The sequence below is a fragment of the Rhodococcus opacus B4 genome, from assembly GCF_000010805.1.
Classification (GTDB): domain Bacteria; phylum Actinomycetota; class Actinomycetes; order Mycobacteriales; family Mycobacteriaceae; genus Rhodococcus_F; species Rhodococcus_F opacus_C.
This window is the reverse complement of the sequence record NC_012522.1, coordinates 7193667-7214768: the sequence shown is the minus strand read 5'-3', so window position 1 is coordinate 7214768 and position 21102 is coordinate 7193667. Positions and strand designations below refer to the sequence as shown.

Here is a 21102-nt window from a genome sequence, read left to right as displayed (position 1 = left end):
GCTCATCGGAAAGGTCAGCGCTTTTCCTTGATCTTGGCGGCCTTGCCACGCAGATCGCGGAGGTAGTACAGCTTGGCGCGACGGACGTCACCGCGGGTGACGACCTCGATCTGTGCCAGGTTGGGGCTGTGAACCGGGAAGGTGCGCTCGACGCCGACACCGAAGGAGACCTTGCGGACGGTGAAGGTCTCGCGAACGCCGCCGCCCTGACGACGGATCACGACGCCCTTGAAGACCTGCACGCGCTCCTTGGAGCCTTCGATGACCTTGACGTGCACGTTGAGGGTGTCGCCGGGACGGAACTCGGGAATGTCGTCGCGGAGGGACTTCTTGTCCAGGAAATCGAGAGTGTTCATCGGTGTTCCATCCTTGCGTTTTCGCAGGAGCAGAGGAACCGAGCGGCACCCGGACGTTCGGAGAACACCGGCGCTCGTCTGGTTCGTGCCCAGATCAAGTACTGCTGCCTGGTCCAGGCAACCCGTCCATTGTGCCAGACGCCACCGGATGAAGCGAAATCGGCGGTGGCGCCGCATGCACCACGTGGTCGAGTTCCACCTCGGCCGCCACCTTGGCGTGTTCCGCGGCTTCCTTCACGTGTACCGCGCTGGGGGTGCCGGCGATGAAGTCCTGCACGAAGATCTTGGCCCGGATGACCGGCCGCCGCCACTTCCGCTCCCGTTCGAGCGCCCGGAGCATCCGCTTCGGCTTGGACGTGTAGCGCCACCGTGCCCACGGCGCGCTCGGCCTGCTCAGCCGAAGCGCCCCGATCAGCAGGATCGGGAAGACGAACAGTCCGAGCAGCCCGGTCCAGATCTTCCCCTTGAGCAGCACCACCGCCGCGATGAGCAGGTTGATCACGGATGACAGCGCGATCGCGACCCGCACCCAGGGATCCGGGGAATCGCGGAAGTCGGTGACGTTGATCAGTTCGAGCGGACGGAGACCGAGGAGCAGCAGACCGGTGACGGCGATCGCGACGAACACGGCATCGACGGACGTCCGGCCCTCGTCCGCCCAGTACACGTCCTGCAGGTAGAAGATCAGCGCGAACTCGTCCAGCACCAGCGCGGCGCCGATCCCGAAGAACGTGGCGAGGACGGCACCGGTGGTCTGGGTGCCGTCCTCGTACACGGCGATGAGGGAGACACCCGACACGAGCATCGTCACCACGCCGAACACCACGTGGTGGACGTGGTGCCCGCCGGGTTTCACGTTGCCGGGCCACCACGAGACCTCGGCGCGGATCATCCGCACGCTCAACCTGATGAACAGGAACGACGCGAGAAATCCGAGCAGGAAAAAGAGCAGAGGCAGGCGCCCGTGCCCGACGATTTCCCTATCCAGCCATTCGTACATCGGCATCCACTATCCCAGTAAAGAAAGGGTCACTCCACGGGAAAGAGGCCGCTCGTGTCGGGATGGTGACCTCTTACTTGCCGAACCCCGCCTTTCGGAGCGCGTCCGCCATCGACCCGCCGGGCGCCGGGCGGTTGTCCCGTCCCCGATCGCGTCCACCCTGCTGCTGCGGCTTGCCGCCGCCGCGCCGGTCCTGCCGCTGTCCGCCGCCGCTTCGATCCTGGCGCTGCGCGCCGCCGCTTCGATCCTGGCGCTGCGCGCCGCCGCTTCGATCCTGGCGCTGCGCGCCTCCGCTTCGATCCTGGCGCTGCGCGCCTCCGCCGCGGGGCCCGTCGTTCTTGCGACCGCCCGCCCCGACCTCGTCGTCGAGCCGCAGCGTCAACCCGATGCGCTGACGCGCCTCGTCGACCTCGAGGACCTTCACCGTCACCACGTCGCCCGACTTCACGACGTCCCGCGGATCCTTGACGAAGTTGTGCGACATCGCCGACACGTGGACGAGGCCGTCCTGGTGGACCCCGATGTCGACGAACGCGCCGAACGCCGCCACGTTGGTGACGACGCCCTCGAGCGTCATCCCCGGCTTCAGGTGCGACACCTTCTCGATGCCGGCCGCGAACGTGGCCGTCTTGAACTCCGGCCGGGGGTCACGTCCGGGCTTCTCGAGCTCACCGATGATGTCGGTGACGGTGGGGAGACCGAACCGGTCGTCGACGAAGTCGGCCGGGTTCAGGCTGCGCAGCGCGGACGTGTTGCCGATGATCTCGCGCACGCCGGTGCCGCTGGTCTGGACGATCTTGCGCACCACCGGGTAGGCCTCGGGGTGGACGCTGGACGCGTCGAGCGGGTCGTCGCCGTTGAGGATGCGCAGGAAGCCGGCGCACTGCTCGAACGCCTTCGGGCCGAGCCTCGCGACGTCCTTGAGACCCTTGCGGCTGCGGAACGGGCCGTTCTGGTCGCGGTGCGCGACGATGCTCTCGGCCAGGGACCCGGCGATACCGGACACGCGGGACAGCAGCGGTACTGACGCCGTGTTGACGTCGACGCCCACGGCGTTCACCGCGTCTTCGACGACGGCGCCGAGCGAACGCGCGAGCAGGGTCTCCGACACATCGTGCTGGTACTGGCCGACGCCGATCGACTTCGGGTCGATCTTCACCAGCTCGGCGAGCGGATCCTGCAGACGCCGGGCGATGGAGACGGCGCCCCGGATCGACACGTCCAGGTCGGGCAGCTCCGCCGAGGCGTACGCGGACGCCGAATACACGGACGCGCCGGCCTCGGACACGACGATCTTCGTCAGGTTGGTGGCGCCCGACTTGGCGATCAGCTCGCTCGCGAGCGCGTCGGTCTCCCGGGACGCGGTGCCGTTCCCGATGGCGATCAGCTCCACGCCGTACTTGGCGACGAGACCGGCGAGAGTGGCCAGGGAGGCGTCCCACTTGTTCTGCGGCTGGTGCGGGTAGATCGTCTCGTGGGCCACCACCTTGCCGGTGGCGTCCACGACCGCGACCTTGGTGCCGGTCCGGAAACCGGGGTCCAGGCCCATGGTGGCGCGGGTCCCGGCAGGCGCCGCCAGGAGCAGGTCGCGCAGGTTGGTGGCGAACACGTCGACGGCGTCCTTCTCCGCCGACTGACGCAGCCGCATCCGCGTGTCGATACCCAGAGTGACGATCATCTTGGTGCGCCACGCCCACCGCACGGTGTCGAGGAGCCACCGGTCGGCAGGCCTGCCGCGGTCGGCGATGCCGAACCGTCCGGCGATCCGGCCCTCGTAGACCGTCGCCTCGCCCGGGACGGGTTCTTCCGTGTCGGGCGCCAGGGTGAGCGAGAGCACCTCTTCCTTCTCGCCGCGCAGGACCGCCAGGATGCGGTGGGAGGGGAGCTTGCCGAACGGTTCGGAGAACTCGAAGTAGTCGGCGAACTTCGCGCCCTCGGTTTCCTTGCCCTTGCGGACGGCGGACACCAGTTGCCCGCGCGTCCACATCAGCTCACGGAGTTCGCCCACCAGGTCGGCGTCCTCGGCGAAGCGTTCGACGAGGATCGCGCGCGCACCCTCGAGCTGTTCGGCCGTGTAGGACGCCGGATCGGTCGACGGATCGGTGATCAGCGCGTCGGCGACGGGTTCGTGACCGGCCTCACGCGCGATCTGCGCCTTCGTGCGGCGCTTCGGCTTGAACGGCAGGTAGATGTCTTCGAGGCGCGCCTTCGTGTCGGCGGTCATGATCTGCCCGCGCAGCTGATCGTCGAGCTTGCCCTGCGAGTCGATCGACTCGAGCACGGCGTCCCGGCGCTCGTCCAGTTCCCGCAGGTACCGCAGACGTTCCTCGAGCTGGCGCAGCTGAGCGTCGTCGAGCGTTCCGGTGACTTCCTTGCGGTACCGGGCGATGAAGGGCACGGTGGCTCCACCGTCGAGGAGGTCCACGGCGGCCGCGACCTGCCCCTCCCGTACGGCGAGTTCCTCGGCAATGCGCTGGTTCACGGTCTTGAGGGTCACGGAAATGGACCCTACCGCTACGCTGAGACAATATCGTCGGCGGTGAGGCCGTCACGGAAATCTCGGGAGAATTTCATGTCCAGGCTGATCCGCTGCCTGACGGTCATGGTCCTCCTGCTGGTTGCGACGCTCGCGTGCACCATCCCGACCGAGACGAACTCCGTGGTCGACATCCCGGTCACCTCGCCGGCGGTCGCGACCCCCGACCTTCTCCCCGCGGGCGAACCCGCCGGTGACGGCGTGACCGTGAGCCCGGAACCGTTCCCGTCCGCGCGGGTGCCCGTCTCCGCACCCCTCGCCGACCGCATCTCGGCGGCGGTCGCGACGGCGGCGACCGAACGCGGCGCCGACGTGTCGATCGCCGTCCTGGACCGTGCCACCGGCAGCTATCTGGAGGACGCCGCAACCGAACCGGTCGAAACGGCGTCGCTGGCCAAGCTCTTCATCGCCGCCCAGATGTATCACCTCGACGCGCTCGGTGAGCGGCCGCTGTCCGACTTCGACCGTCTCCTGTCGGAGCGGATGCTCGAATCGTCCGACGACGACGCGGCCAACACACTCTGGGACGATCTCGGCGGTTCGGACCTGGTCGTCGACGTCGCGCGGCGGTACGGACTCGCCGCGACCACGCCGCCGTGGGACGGGTCGTGGTGGAACACCGAGACGACCGCGGCAGACCTCGTGACGTTCTACACCGGACTCCTCGACGACCGTGACGGTCTCGGCCCCGGGCGCATCGCCGAGTTCGTGGGCTACCTGCGTGGGTCGACACCCGAGGGCATCGACGGCTACGACCAGCGCTTCGGCATCCCCGACGGGTTGCCGGGCGAGACCGTCGTCGGGGTGAAACAGGGCTGGATGTGCTGCGTGGGCGACCGGTGGATCCACGTGTCGACCGGGGCGATCGGGGAAGACAACCGCTACATCGTGGCCGTCGCGTCGCGGGAGGACATCCGGTACGAGGACGACGAGGAGTCGTACCCGGACACCGCGATCACGGACGTCACCGAGGATTCGAGTGCGCGGCACGCGCGGGACACGATGACCGGGTTCGTGAAGTCCGTGTTTCCCGCCGGGGTCGTCGACGACTGGGCGCAGCCCCAGGGTTAGAGCCCGGCCCCGAAATCGTTTCAGGGCAACAGGTCCGGGCGGCGTTCGGCGGTGCGGTGCAGGGACTGCTCGCGTCGCCACGCCGCCACCCTCGCGTGATCGCCCGACAGGAGGACGGGCGGGACGTCGAGTCCGCGCCACGTGGCGGGACGGGTGTAGCTGGGACCTTCGAGGAGGCCGTCTGAGAACGAATCCTCTTGGTGGGATTGCTGATTGCCGAGGACTCCAGGAATCAGGCGCACGAACGCCTCCGTCATCACCAGCACGGCCGCCTCCCCGCCGATGAGGACGTAGTCGCCGATGCTCACCTCTTCGACGCGCACCCGGCGGGCGGCGTCGTCGAAGACCCGCTGATCGATGCCTTCGTAACGCCCGCAGGCGAAGACGATGTGCTGCTCCCCTGCCCAGCGCTCGGCGGTGGCCTGCGTGAACGGAACGCCGGCGGGTGTGGGGACGACGAGCAACGTGTCGGTGTCGTCGCCACCGGCGGCGAGGACGTCGTCCAGCGCGGGCCCCCACACGGTGGGTTTCATGACCATCCCCGGCCCGCCGCCGTACGGCGAATCGTCGACCGCCTTGTGCACGTCGTGCGTCCACTTCCGCAGATCGTGCACCTCGACGGAGATGAGGCCCTTGTCGATGGCCTTGCCGAGCAACGCCGCACGAAGCGGTTCGAGGTATTCGGGAAAGATGGTGACCACGTCGAGGCGCATGCCTACCGACTCACTTCCCGTCGGCGGATTCACCGAAGTCGGGGTCGAGCAACCCTTCCGGCGGATCGATCACGACGACGCCGTCGGCCACGGACACCGACGTGACGATCGCGGCCACGAACGGGACCAGAAGTTCGCCCGACTGTTCACCGGCTCGACGGATCGACAGCAATTCGCCTGCCGCGGAATGCAATACCTCGATGACGGCGCCCAGCTCGGTGCCGTCCGCGAGGCGCACCGACAGTCCCTCGAGTTCGTGATCGTAGAACTCGTCGGGGTCGTCGGAGGGCACGAGTTCAGCGCTGTCGATGACGAACAGCGTGCCCCGCAAGGCATCTGCGGCGGTGCGATCCGGGACACCCTCGAGGCGCAGCAGAAGCCGCCCGGAATGCTCCCGGGCGGCTTCCACCCTGTACGTGTTCACAGTCTGCTCGCGCGGCTTGTGTCCCCGCAGCACGGCACCCACGGCAAATCGATCCTCGGGTTCGTCGGTGCGAACCTCGACCACGATCTCACCCTTGATGCCGTGCGACTTGGCGACACGGCCGACCACGAGCTCCACTGTCGAAAGGCCTCTACTGATCGGTGTCGACGACGTCGACACGGATCCCCCGGCCACCGATACCGGAGACCAGCGTGCGCAGAGCGGTCGCGGTGCGACCACCGCGGCCGATGACCTTGCCGAGGTCGTCAGGGTTGACGTGCACCTCGACAGTGCGCCCCCGACGCCCGGTGATCAGCTCGACACGAACGTCGTCGGGGTTGGCGACGATGCCACGAACGAGGTGCTCCACGGCATCGGCGACGACGGCACTCACTTGTCAGCAGCCTCGGACTCTGCAGCAGCCTCGGCGGGAGCGTCGGCAGCAGCCTCGGCGTCCTCGGCCTTCGCCTTCTTCTTCTTGGGCGTGATGGCCTCGCCGACGGGCTCGTTCTCGGCCTGCGCGAGCGCAGCCTGGAACAGCTCGAGCTTGGTGGGCTTGGCTTCCTTGACGCGGAGGGTACCCTCGGCGCCCGGCAGGCCCTTGAACTTCTGCCAGTCACCGGTGATCTTGAGGATGGCCTCGACGGGCTCGGTGGGCTGGGCGCCGACGCCGAGCCAGTACTGCGCGCGCTCGGAATCGACCTCGATCAGCGAGGGCTCTTCCTTGGGGTGGTACTTGCCGATGGTCTCGATCGCACGGCCGTTGCGGCGGGTGCGGGAGTCGGCGACGACGATGCGGTACTGCGGGTTCCGGATCTTGCCGAGCCGGGTGAGCTTGATCTTGACAGCCACTGCTGTACTTCTCCTTCAGTGCGCACACGAATGTGCCCACGTGTCACGTGCAATTCGGCGACGCGCAGGAATAGCGCGCCCGGTTTTGCCTCTAATCTGTGACCGCCGCGCGGTGCGTAACCGGATGCGACGAACAGCGGTTCATTCTGCCAGACGAACCCCGCCGGGGGGAAACCAGGTCACCGGGTCTTGACGACGACGCCCCGCAACACCACGACGTCGGGCGCGGCGAGGGTGTCGCTGCTCGCGCGCGGGTCGTTCCGGAAGACCAGCAGATCCGCGGGGGCACCCGCTTCGACACCCGGATGTCCGAGCCACGCGCGCGCATCCCAGCACGCGGCGCCGAGCGCCTCGGACGGAGTCAGCCCGACCGCCTTCAGTTCCTCGACCTCGTCGGCGATGCGCCCGTGGACGATCGATCCGCCCGCGTCGGTGCCGGCGTAGATCGGGATCCCCGCGTCGTGAGCGGCACCGATCGTGTCCTTCACCCGCGAGTGCAGGTCGCGCATGTGCGCGGCGTAGACCGGGAACCGTGAGGCGGACTCGGCGATCTCCGGGAACGTCGCGATGTTGATCAGCGTCGGGACGAGCGCGGTCCCGTGCGACACCATCAACTCGATGGTCTCGTCGGTGAGCCCGGTGCCGTGCTCGATGCAGTCGATTCCGGCGTTGATCAGGCCCGGAAGCGCATCCTCCGCGAAGACGTGCGCGGTGACGCGCGCCCCTTCGCGGTGCGCCGCCGCAATCGCCTCGACCAGGATGTCGTCGCTCCACAACGGCGCCAGGTCGCCCGCGGAGCGGTCGATCCAGTCGCCGACGAGCTTGACCCACCCGTCGCCGGCCCGGGCCTGGCGCAGCACCTCGTCCGGCAACTGCGACTCGTCCTCGAGATCGACCGGAAGTCCGCGGATGTACCGCTTGGGGGCGGCGATGTGCTGCCCGGCGCGGACGATCCTCGGCAGATCGGGGCGGTCGTCGACGAATCGGGTGTCGACCGGCGAGCCGGCGTCACGAATCAGCAGGACCCCGCAGTCGCGCTCGGTCTCCGCCTGCGCGATCAGCCCCTCGACGCTCTCGCCACCGCCACCGCCGAACCTGATGCCGACGTGGCAGTGGGCGTCGACGAGACCGGGAACGATCCACCCCGACTCGCAGACGGTCTCGGCCCCGGGAATCGGCTCCGTCGAGATCACACCGTTCTCGACCCATAATTCGACCGGCTGTTCGTCGGGCAGACCGGTTCCCCGGAAGTGCAGTGCAGCCATCGGCTACTTCTTCGGCAGCTTCAGCTGGGACAGATCGATGCCTTCGAGACCCGGCGGCAACTCGTCGAGGCCCTTCGGCATGTTCGACAGATCGGGCATCCCCGCGGGGAGCCCTCCGGGCGGCATACCCGGGAACCCGCCGGGCAGGCCGCCGGGGAATCCTCCGCGCACCTTCGGCGGCGTGGGTCCCTTGCCACCCTTCTTGCCCTTCTTGCCCTTCTTGCTGCGCTGCGGCTTGCGCGCACCCGGCATGCCCATGCGGCCGGCCATCGCGGCCATCATCTTGCGGGCCTCGAAGAAGCGGTCCACCAGCTGGTTGACGTCGGACACCTTGACACCGGAGCCGTTCGCGATCCGCAGGCGGCGGGACGCGTTGATGATCTTCGGGTCGTCGCGCTCGGCGGGGGTCATACCGCGGATGATCGCCTGCACCCGGTCGAGCTGCTTCTCGTCGACGTTAGCGAGGGCGTCCTTCATCTGCCCCGCACCCGGGAGCATGCCCAGCAGGTTGCCGATGGGGCCCATCTTGCGGACGGCCATCATCTGCTCGAGGAAGTCCTCGAGAGTCAGCTGGCCGGAGCCGATCTTCTGCGCGGTCGCCTCGGCCTGCTTCTGGTCGAAGACCTGCTCCGCCTGCTCGATGAGGCTGAGCACGTCACCCATGCCGAGGATGCGGCTGGCCATGCGGTCGGGGTGGAAGACGTCGAAGTCCTCGAGCTTCTCACCCGTGGACGCGAACAGGATGGGCTGCCCGGTGACCTCGCGGACGCTGAGCGCGGCGCCACCACGGGCGTCGCCGTCGAGCTTCGTGAGCACGACACCGGTGAACCCGACGCCCTCGCGGAACGCCTCGGCCGTGCTGACCGCGTCCTGACCGATCATCGCGTCGAGAACGAAGATCGTCTCGTCGGGGTTCACGGCGTCGCGGATGCCCGCCGCCTGCGCCATCAGGTCGGCGTCGATACCCAGGCGACCCGCGGTGTCGACGATGACCACGTCGAACTGCTTGTTGCGGGCTTCCTCGACACCGGCCCGGGCCACCTCGACCGGGTCGGCCGCGGTGATGCCCAGTTCGTTGTCGCCGCCGCCGATGGACGTGCCCGGGTGCGGCGCGAACACCGTGGCGCCCGCGCGCTCACCGACGATCTGCAGCTGGGTGACGGCGCCGGGCCGCTGCAGGTCGCAGGCGACGAGCAGCGGGGTGTGCCCCTGGTCGCGCAGCCACTTCGCGAGCTTCCCGGCGAGGGTGGTCTTACCGGAACCCTGCAGGCCGGCGAGCATGATGACCGTCGGCGGCGTCTTCGCGAACGCCAGTCGGCGGGTCTCGCCGCCGAGGATTCCGACGAGTTCCTCGTTGACGATCTTGACGACCTGCTGCGCCGGGTTCAGCGCCGCCGAGACCTCGACGCCCTTGGCGCGTTCCTTGATCTTGGCGATGAACGAGCGGACGACGGGCAGCGCGACGTCTGCCTCGAGCAGGGCCAACCGGATCTCACGGCAGGTGGCATCGATGTCGGCTCCGGAAAGGCGACCCTTGCCACGCAGATCCTTGAGGGCTCCGGTCAACCTGTCGGAAAGGGATTCGAACACCGAGTGCGCTCCTGAAGTCATGCGAGTGTGCGGTGGATATTCTCGGGCACCAGCCTAGCCGCTCACGTCCGGTCGTTCATTCTCCCCCGCTGCCCTCCTGCTTCTTCGGCTTCGTGAGCGGAACGACACCGAGGATCGCGCTCTCGACCTGTTCCCTGCTCGCCCGGGTGTCCCCGCCGCCGACATCGAGGCAGAACGAGTCGATCACCGACGAACCCCGAGTGGTTACCCGCGCCCACCGGACGTCGGCTCCGCACGTGTCGAACGCGTCGGCCAGCCTGCACAGCAGCCCCAGCCGGTCCTCCGCCCTGAGCTCGAGGATGACCTCGCCGGGGGTCGCCGTGTCGAACCAGATGACCCGCGGCGGCGCCTGCGCGTACTGCACGGGAACCGCGGCCTCGCCCCGCTCCTCGACCGCGGCCACGCGCTGACTCTCGCGAGCCTCCTCCTCCTTGGCGGTCAGCATCTCCAGCAGATCCAGCTCCCCCGCCAGCGCGCGGATCAGCTCCTGCCGCAGCAGCCCCGCCTGCGGCGGCGCCCCGAACCTCGGGGACACTACGAACGAGTTGACCGCGGAACCCCCGGCACCGCCCAGCGAGGCGGAGTAGACCCGCAGGGAATGCAGCGCGAGCACGCCCGCCGCCTTCGACAGCAGCCCCCTCTCGTCTGGCGCGATGACCGTCACCACATACGTGTGGGGACTGTCGGCGGGGACCAGTGCGACGTGCACGCCCCCTGTCGCCGCCAGTGCGACGTGCTCCGGATCGAGCGGGTCGGGTGCGGGCAGCACCTCCCCCGCCATGACCAGGCGGCAGCGGCGCACGAGCTCACCGATCAGCGAGGACTTCCAGTCGCCCCACACCCCGGGACCGGTCGCCAGTGAATCCGCCTCCGCCAGCGCGTGCAGCAGTTCCAGCAGAACGCCGTCACCGCCGAGCGCCTCCACCACCCTCTCGACCGTCTCGGGATCGTCGAGGTCGCGCCGCGTCGCGGTGTGCGGCAGCAGGAGATGGTGGCGCACGATCGCCGTCAGCAGCGCGACATCGGACGGCCACAATCCGAGCCGTTTGCCGATCTGGGTGGCCAGTTCCGCGCCGACCACGCTGTGGTCGCCGCCGCGGCCCTTGCCGATGTCGTGCAGCAGTGCGCCGAGCATCAGCAGGTCCGGGCGGGCGACACGGGTGGTGAACCCACTGGCGTAGGCAGCGGTCTCGACGAGGTGACGATCCACCGTCCACGTGTGCACGGCGTCGCGCGGAGGCAGGTCCCGGACGGCACCCCATTCGGGAAGCAGCCTGCCCCACAGTCCGGTGCGATCGAGAGCCTCGATCGCGGCGACGGCGCGGCTACCGGAGCCGAGCATCACCAACAGGTCGTTCAGTGCCTCCTTCGGCCACGGTTCCCGCAGCTCGGGGGCGTTGTCGGCCAGGCGATTCAGAGTGGACGCCGACATCGGCATCCCCGTCGTCGCCGACGCGGACGCGACCCGCAACACGAGGCCGGGGTCCTTCGCGGGCCGGGCGTCGCGGGCCAGCACCACTTCACCGGCGTGCTCGACGACTCCCTCGTCGAGGGGCCGCCGCACCGGTGGGCGGCGCAACCGCGCCAGGCCGCGCCGCGGCAGTGCATGGCCTGCCGTGCGCACACCGACGTCGACCGAGTAGCTGATGGTGCGCGCGGCGTCGCTGAGCATGCGCGCGAGGTCGAACCGATCACCGATCCGGAGTGCGGCGCCGATCTCGTCGGCATCCTGCGCCCGCAACTGGTCACGCGAGCGGCCCGCAACGCGGTGCAGTTCGGTGCGGACGTCGAGGAGCCGCCGGTGCGCGAGTGCCAGCCCCCCGCCCGGCGACTCCGGACCGAGTCCCGGCATGCCGTCGGTGAGCTGCGCGATGGACAGCGCGTTGAGCAACTGCACGTCCCGCAGTCCACCGCGACCGCTCTTGAGGTCGGGCTCCGCGCGGTGGGCGATCTCGCCGCTGCGTTCCCACCGGGACCGCGTCTGTTCGATGAGGCCGTCGAAGCGGTTGCGGATGTCGGTGCGCCACTGCCTGCGCACCCCGCTGATGAGCAGGTTGGTCAGCTCGACGTCGCCGACGATGTGGCGCGCCTCGAGCATTCCCAGGGCCGCGGTGATGTCCGTGTCCGCCACCTGCATTGCCTGAGGGATGGTGCGGACGCTGTGGTCGAGCTTGATGTGCGCGTCCCACAACGGATACCAGAGCTGGTCGGCCACCTGCGAGACCACCGCCGGATCCATGTCGTCGTGGAGCAGGAGGAGGTCGAGGTCCGAGTACGGCAGCATCTCCCGCCTGCCGAGCCCACCGACCGCGACGAGCGCGAAGCCGCTGTCCGGCTTGATGCCGAGTTCGGCACCCTTTGTGGTCAACCAGAACTCGTGCAGGTCGACGAGCGCGTGCCGCAGCGCGGCCGCATCGAGCCGACGTCCGTGGCCTGCCGGATTCCTTGTGCCGGGGCCGGTCTCGGCGCCGCCGGTGAGCAGTTGCCTGCGTGCGCGGGCCAGGTCCGCCGCTTCGTCCGATCCGCCTGACGCAACCGGCCCTGGTTCCGTCGCCTTGGCGGCGGAACCAGGGCCGGTCTTACCGGACCCGTTGGGGTCAGAGCGCATCCGCGCCGCGTTCCCCGGTGCGTACCCGGATGACCGACTCGACCGGCGAGACCCACACCTTGCCGTCACCGATCTTGCCGGTGCGCGCCGCCTCGACGATCACCTCGACGACCTTGTCCACAGCAGCGTCGTCCACGACGACCTCGACCCGGACCTTCGGTACGAAATCGACCGAGTACTCGGCGCCGCGGTAGACCTCGGTGTGACCCTTCTGGCGGCCGTACCCCTGGACCTCGCTGACGGTCATGCCCAGGACGCCCGCCTGCTCGAGTCCCGTCTTGACGTCCTCGAGAGTGAACGGCTTGACAATTGCCGTGATCAGCTTCATTTCGTTGTCCCTTCCAAAGCGCTTCGGTACTCGATGTTCACTCTTATCACTAGCCGATCAGGCGAAGTCGTAGGCGGTCTCCGCATGTTCGCCCTCGTCGATGCCCTGAGCCTCTTCCTCGGCGGACACCCTCCAGCCGAGCGGCTTGAGAGCGAACGCGATGACAGCGGTCAGGATGCCGGTGAACACGAGCGCGAACAGCGCGATCACGATCTGGACAACCAACTGCTTGTAGTCACCACCGTAGAACAAACCGGTCGACGTTCCGAAGAATCCGATGGCCACCGTGCCCCAGAGTCCGGAAACCAGGTGGACACCGACGACGTCGAGCGAGTCGTCGTAGCCGAACTTGAACTTCAGGCCCACGGCCAGCGCAGACAGGATGCCGGCGATCGCGCCGAGGACCAGCGAGCCGACCGGGCTGAGGGCACCGGCAGCCGGGGTGATGGCGACGAGGCCCGCGACCGCACCGGACGCGGCGCCGAGGCTGGTGGCGTGACCGTCGCGGATGCGTTCCGTCAGGAGCCAGCCCAGGATTGCGGCGGCAGTCGCGGAAGTCGTGTTGACCCAGGCGAGTCCGGCGTTGCCGTCCGCGGCGAAAGCGGAGCCCGCGTTGAAACCGAACCAGCCGAACCACAGCAGAGCGGCACCGAGCATCACGAACGGCAGGTTGTGCGGGCGGAACGCAGTCTTGCCGAATCCTGCGCGCTTGCCGATGATCACGGCGAGGACGAACGCGGCGATACCGGCGTTGATGTGGACGACGGTGCCACCGGCGAAGTCGATCGGGGCCACTGAGGCGACGAGTCCACCCTCGCCGTCGTCGGTGGTTCCGAAGATCTTCGCCGCGAGTCCGTTCTCCGAACCGGACAGCAGACCGCCACCCCACACCATGTGAGCGAGCGGGAAGTACACGATGGTGACCCACACGCCGGAGAACAGCATCCAGGTGCCGAACTTGACGCGCTCGGCCAGCGCACCGCTGATCAGCGCGGTGGTGATGATCGCGAACGTCACCTGGAAGGCGATGTCGATCACGTTGGGGTAGCCGAACGCGCCGGCGATGAAGTTGCCGTCGGCATCGGTGATGCTGTCCTTCAGTCCGAAGAACTCGAACGGGTTCGCGAAGACGCCCCCGATGTCGTCGGTCCCGTAGGACATCGACCAACCCCACAGCACGTAGATCACCGCGATGACCGCCATCGCGCCGAACGACATCATCATCATGTTCAGCACGGACTTCGACCTGGACATGCCGCCGTAGAAGAACGCCAGGCCGGGCGTCATCAGTAGAACCAGGGATGCCGACATCAACATCCATGCGGCGTTGCCGGAGTTTGCCAACACTTCGTCGGGACTCACTTACTACCTCCTAGTCGCGCGCTGGTCTGCACGTCGTCAGGAAGTAGATTCGCTTTGCGGTGTTTCGGCTGTGCCACTGCACTGTTTCGCGCGCGTGAACGCATCGGCCTATTTTGTTGCGTATACGTTTCGCCAGGCGATTTGCGGTCGGTTTCAGTTCCCCGGAGCGGTCCGGGCCCCCGCGACGGCCTGCCCGATCGCTCGTCAGCCGAGCAGCGCGTCGACGAAGGCGCCCGGCTCGAACGGTGCCAGATCGTCGGCACCCTCGCCGAGTCCGACGAGCTTCACCGGGACCCCGAGTTCGTGCTGAACCTGGAACACGATGCCGCCCTTGGCGGTCCCGTCGAGCTTGGTGAGCACCACGCCGGTGATGTCGACGACCTCGGCGAACACCCGGGCCTGCGCCAGACCGTTCTGGCCGATGGTCGCGTCGAGGACCAGGAGGACGTCGTCGACCGACGCCTTCTTCTCGATGACCCGCTTGACCTTGCCGAGCTCGTCCATCAAACCCGTTTTGGTGTGCAGCCTGCCCGCGGTGTCGATGAGCACGACGTCGACGCCGTTGTCGATCCCCTTGGACACCGCGTCGAACGCCACGGCTGCCGGATCCGCGGCTTCCTTCCCGCGCACCACCTCGGCGCCGACCCGTTCGGCCCACGTCTGCAACTGGTCCGCGGCGGCCGCACGGAAAGTATCGGCGGCGCCCAGCAGGACGCGCCTGCCGTCGGCCACGAGCACACGCGCGAGCTTGCCCGTGGTGGTGGTCTTGCCGGTGCCGTTCACCCCGACGACGAGCAGAACCGCCGGATGGTCGTCGTGAGGGAGAGCGCGGATGGAGCGGTCGAGTTCCGGACGGAGTTCCGCGACCAGGACCTCGCGCAGCAGTGCGCGGGCGTCGGCCTCGGTGCGGACGCTGCGGGACGCCATCTGCTCACGCAGGGACGTGACGATCTTCGTGGTGGTCGCCGAGCCGAGGTCCGCGATGAGGAGCGTGTCCTCCACCTCTTCCCAGGAGTCCTCGTCGAGGTCGCCGCCGCCGAGCAGTCCCAGCAGGCTCTTGCCCACCGCCGACTGTGACCGGGACAGGCGACCGCGCAGACGGTCGAGTCGGCCTTCGGTGGGCGCGATGACGTCGAGTGCGGGTGCCGCGAGTGCCGGCTCGGGCTCGGGCTTCGGTGCAACCTCGGGTTCCGGTTCGACCTCGGGGGAGACCACCGGTTCGTAGGTGACCGGCTCCGGCGGGGCCGCCGGCTTCTCCGGTGCCTTCTCCGGTGCCTTCTCGGGAGCCTTCTCCGGGGTGGGGGCCGTCTCCGGCTCCGGAGGCGCCACGACCTTCGGTTCGGGGGTGATCGTGGGTTCCGGGGTGATCGTGGGTTCGGGCAGGACCGGCTCCGGCACCGCCTCCCGGGGCGGCGCGGTCGCCGTCGACCCCTGGCTGAAGTTGAATCCGCCGTCGGCGCGATAACTGCCCGAACGGTCTTTCTCCGCCGTGGTGACCTGCGGGGTGTCCGGCGCCTTCAGAGAGATCCGACGACGCCGATACAGCAGGGAACCGACGACGAGAACGACGAGTAGTACGGCCAGTGCGGCCGCGATGGCAATCCAGGCTCCGGTAGTCACGCCGCCCATTGTTTCAGGCTCCGGATTCCGTCGCGCACCGCCTCGCCGGGCGAACCGACCCGGCCGGTGCCGGAATCAGGCGTCCGCGGCCGCCATGTCCTGGCCACGGAGTCGCTGGGAGATGACGGTGGTGATGCCGTCGCCGCGCATGCTGACGCCGTACAGCGCGTCGGCCACCTCCATCGTCGGCTTCTGGTGGGTGATGACGATCAGCTGCGACTTCTCCCGCAACTGCTCGAACAACCCGATGAGGCGACGCAGGTTGGTGTCGTCCAGCGCGGCCTCCACCTCGTCCATCACGTAGAAGGGGGACGGCCGCGCCCGGAAGATCGCCACGAGCATCGCCACTGCCGTGAGCGATTTCTCACCACCGGAGAGCAATGACAGCCGCTTGACCTTCTTGCCGGGCGGCCGGGCCTCCACCTCGATGCCGGTCGTCAGCATGTCGGACGGGTCGGTGAGCACCAGCCTGCCCTCGCCACCGGGGAACAGTTTCGCGAAGACCTGGACGAATTCGCGTTCGACGTCCGCATAGGCCTCGGTGAACACCTGCAGGATGCGGGCGTCGACGTCGGCGACGACACCGAGGAGGTCCTTGCGGGCGGTCTTCACGTCCTCGAGCTGGGTGGAGAGGAAGTTGTAGCGCTCCTCGAGCGCGGCGAACTCCTCGAGCGCCAGCGGGTTGACCTTGCCGAGTGTCGCAAGGTCCTTCTCGGCACGCTTCGCGCGACGTTCCTGCGTGGTTCGGTCGTACGGAACCGGTGCGGGCATCGTGACCTGTTCGCCGCGCTCTTTCGCCTGCTCGTACTCCTCCATCTCGAGTGCGGACGGCGGCAGCGCCACGTCGGGACCGTATTCGGCGATCAGATCGTCCAGGCCGATCCCGTGCTGCTCGAGGATCGCCTCCTCGAGCTGTTCGATGCGCAGCGCGGCCTGGGCCCGTGCCACCTCGTCGCGGTGCACGGCGTCGGTGAGCGACGCCAGCTGTCCGGTGAGCTGACGCACCCTTTCCTTCACCTGTTCTAGTTGGGTCGTCCGCTCGGTGCGGGCCCGGGCGAGGTCGTCCCGGTGCGCCATCGCGGAGTCGACGACCTCTCCGAGGTGCTCGGCGACCCGCTGTCCGGACTCGGCGACCGCCGCCGCGACGGCGGCCGCGTTCTGCCGGGCCTTCATGGCACGCTCGGCCCGGGCCCGCGCGTCGCGTTCCACCTGAGCGGCGCGGCGCAGCGAATCGGCCTTGCCACGCACCGACTCGGCGCGTTCCTCGGCCGTCCGCACGGACAGCCGGGCCTCGACCTCGACGGCCCGCACTTCCGCCAGGGCCGCGGCCGCCATCTCACGATCGATACTCGTCGAATCGGAACCACCCGTGTCGCTGCCGGCGGGCGAGCCGTCCTGTTCCGCCATCCGCAGCCGTTCCTCGAGTTCGGCCAGCGCGGTCAGCGTGTCCTCGCGACCGCTCTCGGCCTTCTCCCGCTGCGCCATGAGCCGATCGGATTCGGCGTGCGCGGCGCGTGCGGCCTGGCCGAGGCGGCCGAGGCGCTCGTAGATGGCCGACATCGCGGCGTCGGACTCGTTCAGTGCGGCCAGCGCCTGCTCGGCGTTCTCCTGGCGGTCTGCCTGCTCCGCGACGGCGCCGGACAGTGCCGCGGACAGTTCCTCGGCGCGACGTTCGGCGCGGGCGAGATCCTGCACCGAGTTGTCGATTGCGGCCTGGACCTCGAGGGTGCTCGGCTGGCGGTCCGAGCCGCCGCTCATCCAGCCCGCCCCGAGAAGGTCTCCGTCGCGGGTGACGGCGCGCACGTCGGGCCTGCGCCGGACGTGTTCGACGGCGTCGTCGAGGGAGTCGACCACGACCACTCCACCGAGGAGCGCCGCGAGCCCGGTCCGCAGTTCGGTGGGGCAGTCGATGACGTCGACGGCCCACCGGGCGCCGACGTCCAGGTGCCCCGCGCTCGGCGCGGCCTGATCGGTGCCGATGACCAGGGACGCCCGACCGCTGTCCGTCTCCTTCAGCGCACCGACCGCGCCGCGGGCGGCGTCGAGGGAATCGGCGACGACGGCGTCGGCGGCGGGGCCCATCGCTGCCGCGACAGCGCCCTCGTAACCCTTTTCGACGGTGATGAGGCCACCGATCGGTCCCCGGATACCGTGCTCGCCACGGTTCTCGACGAGCCAGCCGGCGCCGTCCTTGCGTTCGAGGCCCATCGACAACGCGTCGATCCGGGCGCGGAGCGACGCCACTTCCTGCCCTGCGGCACGCTCTTCGGCCTGAAGTTCGGTGACGCGTTCGGTGATCAGGCGCAGCGCCTCGACGGCACGTTCGTGGTGGGAGTCGAGACCGAGTTCACCGGCGTCGAGGTCGCCGATCTCGTCCTGGACGACCTCGAACTCGGACTGCGCGGCGTCGCCGCGCCGGCGGGCCTCGTCGATCGCGACGGTCAGCCGGGACACTTCGGCGTCGACGGAGTCGGCGCGGGTGCGCAGGGTGTCGACCTGCCCGGACAGCCGGGCCATGCCTTCACGGCGGTCGGCGATCGCCCGTACCGCCGCCATGTGGGCCCGTTCCGCGTCGGCGGCGGTCTCCTCTCCCAGCGCCAGTTGCTCCTTGGCCGCGTCCAGTGCCGCACGCGCCATGTCGACGGCTTCGACGAGTTCCATTTCCTCCGCGGCGATCCGGTCGGCGCGGGCCTCCATCTCGTCCGGATCCTGACCGCGGTTCGCGGACGGCTCGGAGTCGAGGTGGCGCGCCCGTTCGCGCGCGATGCGGATGGTCGCGTTGACGCGCTCCGCGAGTGCCGACAGCTGGAACCACGTCTGCGCGGCCGCTTCGGCACCCGGGGTGAGCCTCGACAGTTCCTGCTCGTGCCGTCCCAGCTCGAGATTGGCCTCGTCGAGCGCCTCGGTGACCTGGTCGTGCTGCTCGCGGGCGACCTTCTCGTCCTGCGCCTGGCCGGCGAGCTCCTCCCGCCGCGTCACCAGGTCGTCGGCCGCGAGCCGCAGCTTCGCGTCGCGCAGGTCGGCCTGCACGGTCTGCGCGCGGCGGGCCACCTCCGCCTGCCGCCCGAGTGGTTTGAGCTGGCGCCGCAGTTCCGCCGTCAGGTCGTTCAGGCGGGCCAGATTGGCCTGCATCGCGTCGAGTTTGCGGACCGCTTTTTCCTTGCGTTTGCGGTGCTTGAGCACCCCGGCGGCCTCTTCGATGAACGCGCGCCGGTCTTCCGGACGCGATTCGAGGATGGCGGCGAGGCGGCCCTGCCCGACGATCACGTGCATCTCCCGGCCGATACCGGAGTCGCTGAGCAGTTCCTGCACGTCCATCAGCCGGCACGAGCTGCCGTTGATCTCGTATTCGCCGGCGCCGTCGCGGAACATACGCCGGGTGATCGACACCTCGGAGTAGTCGATCGGCAGGGCGCCGTCGGAATTGTCGATGGTCAGTGTCACCTCGGCGCGCCCGAGGGGTGCCCGCCCGGCGGTGCCGGCGAAGATGACGTCTTCCATCTTGCCGCCGCGCAGCGCCTTCGCCCCCTGCTCACCCATCACCCAGGTGAGGGCGTCGACGACGTTGGACTTACCCGACCCGTTGGGCCCCACGACACAGGTGATTCCCGGCTCGAATCGCAGAGTCGTTGCGGACGCAAAGGATTTGAATCCCTTCAGCGTCAGACTCTTCAGATGCATGACGGAGAACTTTACCTGCGGTTCACCGTTCGACGAACCCGGCGAGGCCGCCGCGGGGGGAATCCCATTGCTCCACGACGAGATCCACCGCGCCCGGCGTGTCTCCCGACCGCAGCAGTGTCAGCAGGGCCTCCAGCTTGTCCCGGGGTCCCTCGGCGATGACGAGTACCCGGCCGTCCTTCTGGTTGGCGGCGTATCCGACGAGGCCGAGCTCGAGTGCACGGGCGCGGGTCCACCACCGGAATCCGACACCCTGCACGTACCCGTGCACCCACGCGGTCATTCTCTCCATGTCAGTCACGACCGTTCGAGCTTGTAGATCTTCCCGGTGAAGCTGGTGGCGTAGAGCGCGTCCGGGTCCCAGCCCGGTCCGGCGCCGAAACGCACCGAGGAGACGAGGGGCAGTCCGGACGCCAGGGCGCAGCTCTCCCCCGTCGCCGGATCGACACGGACCACCTTGCCGCCGCCGTTGTACGCGACGTACACGATGCCGTCCGATCCGACGGTGAGGTCGTCGGCCGCGTTGAGTGGCCCGGAGCCGGGCAACTCGACGGACACGACGGGACCGCGCAGATCGTCCTCGCGGAGGATGCGCAGCGTGGTCGTGGTGTCGAACGTCGTCACGGTGTACACGCTGCCGTCGTGCACGGCGAGTCCGTCGACCGTTCCCAGGTCGGTGCGCACGATCTCCGGGGTGTGGGGATCGTCGGCCGGGACACGGGTCAGGCCGGCGCCGGAGCCGAGATTCCGCGCGGTGAGGATGTCGCCGTTGCTCAGCCGGACGAGCCCGTTCGGCATCACCAGCCCCTCGGCCACGGTGCGGGTGTCCCCCGTGGCGATGTCCACGACGTCGACGGTGCCGCTCGCCGAGCCGGTGACCCCGGAGGCGAAGGAATTCCCCGTGGCGAAGTACGCCTGGGCGCCGTCCACGGCGATCCCGCCCGGCGACTCGACCTCCGGCACGATCGGGGTGACGGTGCCGTCGGGGCCTACCCCGTCCAGGGCTCCGCCGCCCACCAGACCCGTCCGCGACACCAGCATGGTGCCCGCGCCGTCGAAGGCCAGGTTCTCGAGCACGCCCGCGCCGGACGTCACCTCCGACACCGACCACGGGGTGCAGGCGCCGCCGGGCGGCGCGAACGCGGGTCCGGCCGCCGCCGGCGCGACCACCAGCAGACCCGCGCAGAGCGCCGACCCGCCCGCGAGCGCCGCGAGCTCACGCCGCATCATTGTTCCTTCTCGACGGTCAACGTCACTTTCGTCCCGGCCTTCAGCGTCCGCCCGACCGTGCACACTTTGTCGACCGACCGTTCCACGAGCGTGACCAGACGATCCTGCGCATCGGCGTCGAGTTCGCTGAGATCGAGCTCGAGCACCTCGTCGAGCTGCGGGTACACCTCGTTGTCCCGGTCGGCGGCGCCGGACACCCGGATGGTGGCCTCGTAGTTGTCGCCCAGGCGGCGTGACAGCGGGAAGTCCGAGCTCATTCCGCTACACGCGGCAAGGGCGATCTTCAGGAGCTCCCCCGGAGTGAACACGCCCTCCACGCCCTCGGAGCCGATCAGGACCTCGGCGCCGCGGGAGCTGCGGCCGGTGTACCGCCGGGTGCCCGTTCGCTCGACCCACAGTGAGGTGGGCGCCGTCGTGTCGGAAGTCTGTTCTGCCATGCGCACAA

18 protein-coding genes are annotated in these 21102 nt (G+C 69.0%); 1 reads left to right on the top strand and 17 read right to left on the bottom strand.

Going from position 1 to position 21102, the window contains the following annotated elements:
- Positions 1-14: 14 nt before the first annotated feature.
- The 3 genes from rplS to ROP_RS32735 all read right to left on the bottom strand — a co-directional run bounded on the left by rplS (position 15) and on the right by ROP_RS32735 (position 3853).
- A complete protein-coding gene (rplS, locus tag ROP_RS32745) occupies positions 15-356 on the bottom strand; it encodes a 50S ribosomal protein L19 (RefSeq protein ID WP_005240490.1) in 342 nt (113 codons plus the stop codon).
- Positions 357-450: 94 nt separating this feature from the next.
- A complete protein-coding gene (locus ROP_RS32740; RefSeq protein WP_043825828.1) occupies positions 451-1356 on the bottom strand; it encodes a hypothetical protein in 906 nt (301 codons plus the stop codon).
- 73 nt (positions 1357-1429) lie between these two features.
- The gene (locus ROP_RS32735) at positions 1430-3853 is read right to left on the bottom strand and encodes a Tex family protein (protein ID WP_015890281.1); all 2424 of its coding nucleotides are present in this window, start codon (positions 3851-3853) and stop codon (positions 1430-1432) included.
- A 75-nt stretch (positions 3854-3928) separates the two neighbouring features.
- Here ROP_RS32735 and ROP_RS32730 point away from each other — a divergent pair, with 75 nt between their 5' ends.
- Complete coding sequence (locus tag ROP_RS32730) at positions 3929-4963, top strand: hypothetical protein (protein ID WP_419789307.1); 1035 nt, start codon at positions 3929-3931, stop codon at positions 4961-4963.
- A 20-nt stretch (positions 4964-4983) separates the two neighbouring features.
- Here the strand turns inward: ROP_RS32730 and trmD are convergent, their stop codons facing one another.
- The 14 genes from trmD to ROP_RS32660 form a co-directional block, all read right to left on the bottom strand.
- Entirely contained in the window at positions 4984-5676 is a 693-nt protein-coding gene (gene trmD, locus ROP_RS32725; RefSeq protein WP_015890279.1) for a tRNA (guanosine(37)-N1)-methyltransferase TrmD, read from the bottom strand.
- A 10-nt stretch (positions 5677-5686) separates the two neighbouring features.
- On the bottom strand, positions 5687-6238 hold the full coding sequence (rimM, locus tag ROP_RS32720) for a ribosome maturation factor RimM (RefSeq protein ID WP_015890278.1): 552 nt from the start codon (positions 6236-6238) through the stop codon (positions 5687-5689).
- A gap of 13 nt (positions 6239-6251) precedes the next feature.
- Positions 6252-6494: an RNA-binding protein gene (locus ROP_RS32715; RefSeq protein ID WP_005240479.1), complete on the bottom strand. Its 243-nt coding sequence runs from the start codon at positions 6492-6494 to the stop codon at positions 6252-6254.
- A complete protein-coding gene (gene rpsP / locus ROP_RS32710; protein ID WP_015890277.1) occupies positions 6491-6952 on the bottom strand; it encodes a 30S ribosomal protein S16 in 462 nt (153 codons plus the stop codon). Before rpsP ends, ROP_RS32715 begins: the two co-directional genes overlap by 4 nt.
- Positions 6953-7131: 179 nt before the next feature.
- Positions 7132-8217, bottom strand: a complete 1086-nt coding sequence (locus ROP_RS32705) for an amidohydrolase family protein (RefSeq protein ID WP_015890276.1) — start codon at positions 8215-8217, stop codon at positions 7132-7134.
- Between the two features lie 3 nt (positions 8218-8220).
- Entirely contained in the window at positions 8221-9807 is a 1587-nt protein-coding gene (gene ffh, locus ROP_RS32700; RefSeq protein WP_043825821.1) for a signal recognition particle protein, read from the bottom strand.
- A gap of 76 nt (positions 9808-9883) precedes the next feature.
- The gene (locus tag ROP_RS32695) at positions 9884-12436 is read right to left on the bottom strand and encodes a [protein-PII] uridylyltransferase (protein WP_015890274.1); all 2553 of its coding nucleotides are present in this window, start codon (positions 12434-12436) and stop codon (positions 9884-9886) included.
- Positions 12426-12764 carry a P-II family nitrogen regulator gene (locus ROP_RS32690; protein WP_005240467.1) on the bottom strand — a complete coding sequence of 113 codons (339 nt, stop codon included), beginning with the start codon at positions 12762-12764 and terminating at the stop codon, positions 12426-12428. Before ROP_RS32690 ends, ROP_RS32695 begins: the two co-directional genes overlap by 11 nt.
- A gap of 57 nt (positions 12765-12821) precedes the next feature.
- On the bottom strand, positions 12822-14081 hold the full coding sequence (locus tag ROP_RS32685; protein WP_050785245.1) for an ammonium transporter: 1260 nt from the start codon (positions 14079-14081) through the stop codon (positions 12822-12824).
- A gap of 249 nt (positions 14082-14330) precedes the next feature.
- Positions 14331-15755 carry a signal recognition particle-docking protein FtsY gene (ftsY, locus tag ROP_RS32680; protein ID WP_015890272.1) on the bottom strand — a complete coding sequence of 475 codons (1425 nt, stop codon included), beginning with the start codon at positions 15753-15755 and terminating at the stop codon, positions 14331-14333.
- A gap of 66 nt (positions 15756-15821) precedes the next feature.
- A complete protein-coding gene (gene smc / locus ROP_RS32675) occupies positions 15822-19427 on the bottom strand; it encodes a chromosome segregation protein SMC (RefSeq protein ID WP_015890271.1) in 3606 nt (1201 codons plus the stop codon).
- A gap of 22 nt (positions 19428-19449) precedes the next feature.
- Positions 19450-19719, bottom strand: coding sequence for an acylphosphatase (locus ROP_RS32670; RefSeq protein WP_269454465.1), 270 nt, complete (start codon positions 19717-19719; stop codon positions 19450-19452).
- 5 nt (positions 19720-19724) lie between these two features.
- On the bottom strand, positions 19725-20654 hold the full coding sequence (locus tag ROP_RS32665) for a hypothetical protein (protein WP_080512547.1): 930 nt from the start codon (positions 20652-20654) through the stop codon (positions 19725-19727).
- Complete coding sequence (locus tag ROP_RS32660) at positions 20654-21094, bottom strand: OsmC family protein (protein ID WP_015890268.1); 441 nt, start codon at positions 21092-21094, stop codon at positions 20654-20656. Before ROP_RS32660 ends, ROP_RS32665 begins: the two co-directional genes overlap by 1 nt.
- Between the last annotated feature and the right edge of the window lie 8 nt (positions 21095-21102).

What these genes read in the sequence shown, in the direction of transcription:
- rplS (WP_005240490.1), bottom strand. Translation starts at nt 356, where the DNA reads ATGAACACTCTCGATTTCCTGGACAAGAAGTCCCTCCGCGACGACATT.
- ROP_RS32740 (WP_043825828.1), bottom strand. Translation starts at nt 1,356, where the DNA reads ATGTACGAATGGCTGGATAGGGAAATCGTCGGGCACGGGCGCCTGCCT.
- ROP_RS32730 (WP_419789307.1), top strand. Translation starts at nt 3,929, where the DNA reads ATGTCCAGGCTGATCCGCTGCCTGACGGTCATGGTCCTCCTGCTGGTT.
- trmD (WP_015890279.1), bottom strand. Translation starts at nt 5,676, where the DNA reads ATGCGCCTCGACGTGGTCACCATCTTTCCCGAATACCTCGAACCGCTT.
- ROP_RS32705 (WP_015890276.1), bottom strand. Translation starts at nt 8,217, where the DNA reads ATGGCTGCACTGCACTTCCGGGGAACCGGTCTGCCCGACGAACAGCCG.
- ROP_RS32695 (WP_015890274.1), bottom strand. Translation starts at nt 12,436, where the DNA reads ATGCGCTCTGACCCCAACGGGTCCGGTAAGACCGGCCCTGGTTCCGCC.
- ROP_RS32690 (WP_005240467.1), bottom strand. Translation starts at nt 12,764, where the DNA reads ATGAAGCTGATCACGGCAATTGTCAAGCCGTTCACTCTCGAGGACGTC.
- ROP_RS32685 (WP_050785245.1), bottom strand. Translation starts at nt 14,081, where the DNA reads ATGTTGATGTCGGCATCCCTGGTTCTACTGATGACGCCCGGCCTGGCG.
- ftsY (WP_015890272.1), bottom strand. Translation starts at nt 15,755, where the DNA reads ATGGGCGGCGTGACTACCGGAGCCTGGATTGCCATCGCGGCCGCACTG.
- smc (WP_015890271.1), bottom strand. Translation starts at nt 19,427, where the DNA reads ATGCATCTGAAGAGTCTGACGCTGAAGGGATTCAAATCCTTTGCGTCC.
- ROP_RS32670 (WP_269454465.1), bottom strand. Translation starts at nt 19,719, where the DNA reads ATGGAGAGAATGACCGCGTGGGTGCACGGGTACGTGCAGGGTGTCGGA.
- ROP_RS32665 (WP_080512547.1), bottom strand. Translation starts at nt 20,654, where the DNA reads ATGCGGCGTGAGCTCGCGGCGCTCGCGGGCGGGTCGGCGCTCTGCGCG.
- ROP_RS32660 (WP_015890268.1), bottom strand. Translation starts at nt 21,094, where the DNA reads ATGGCAGAACAGACTTCCGACACGACGGCGCCCACCTCACTGTGGGTC.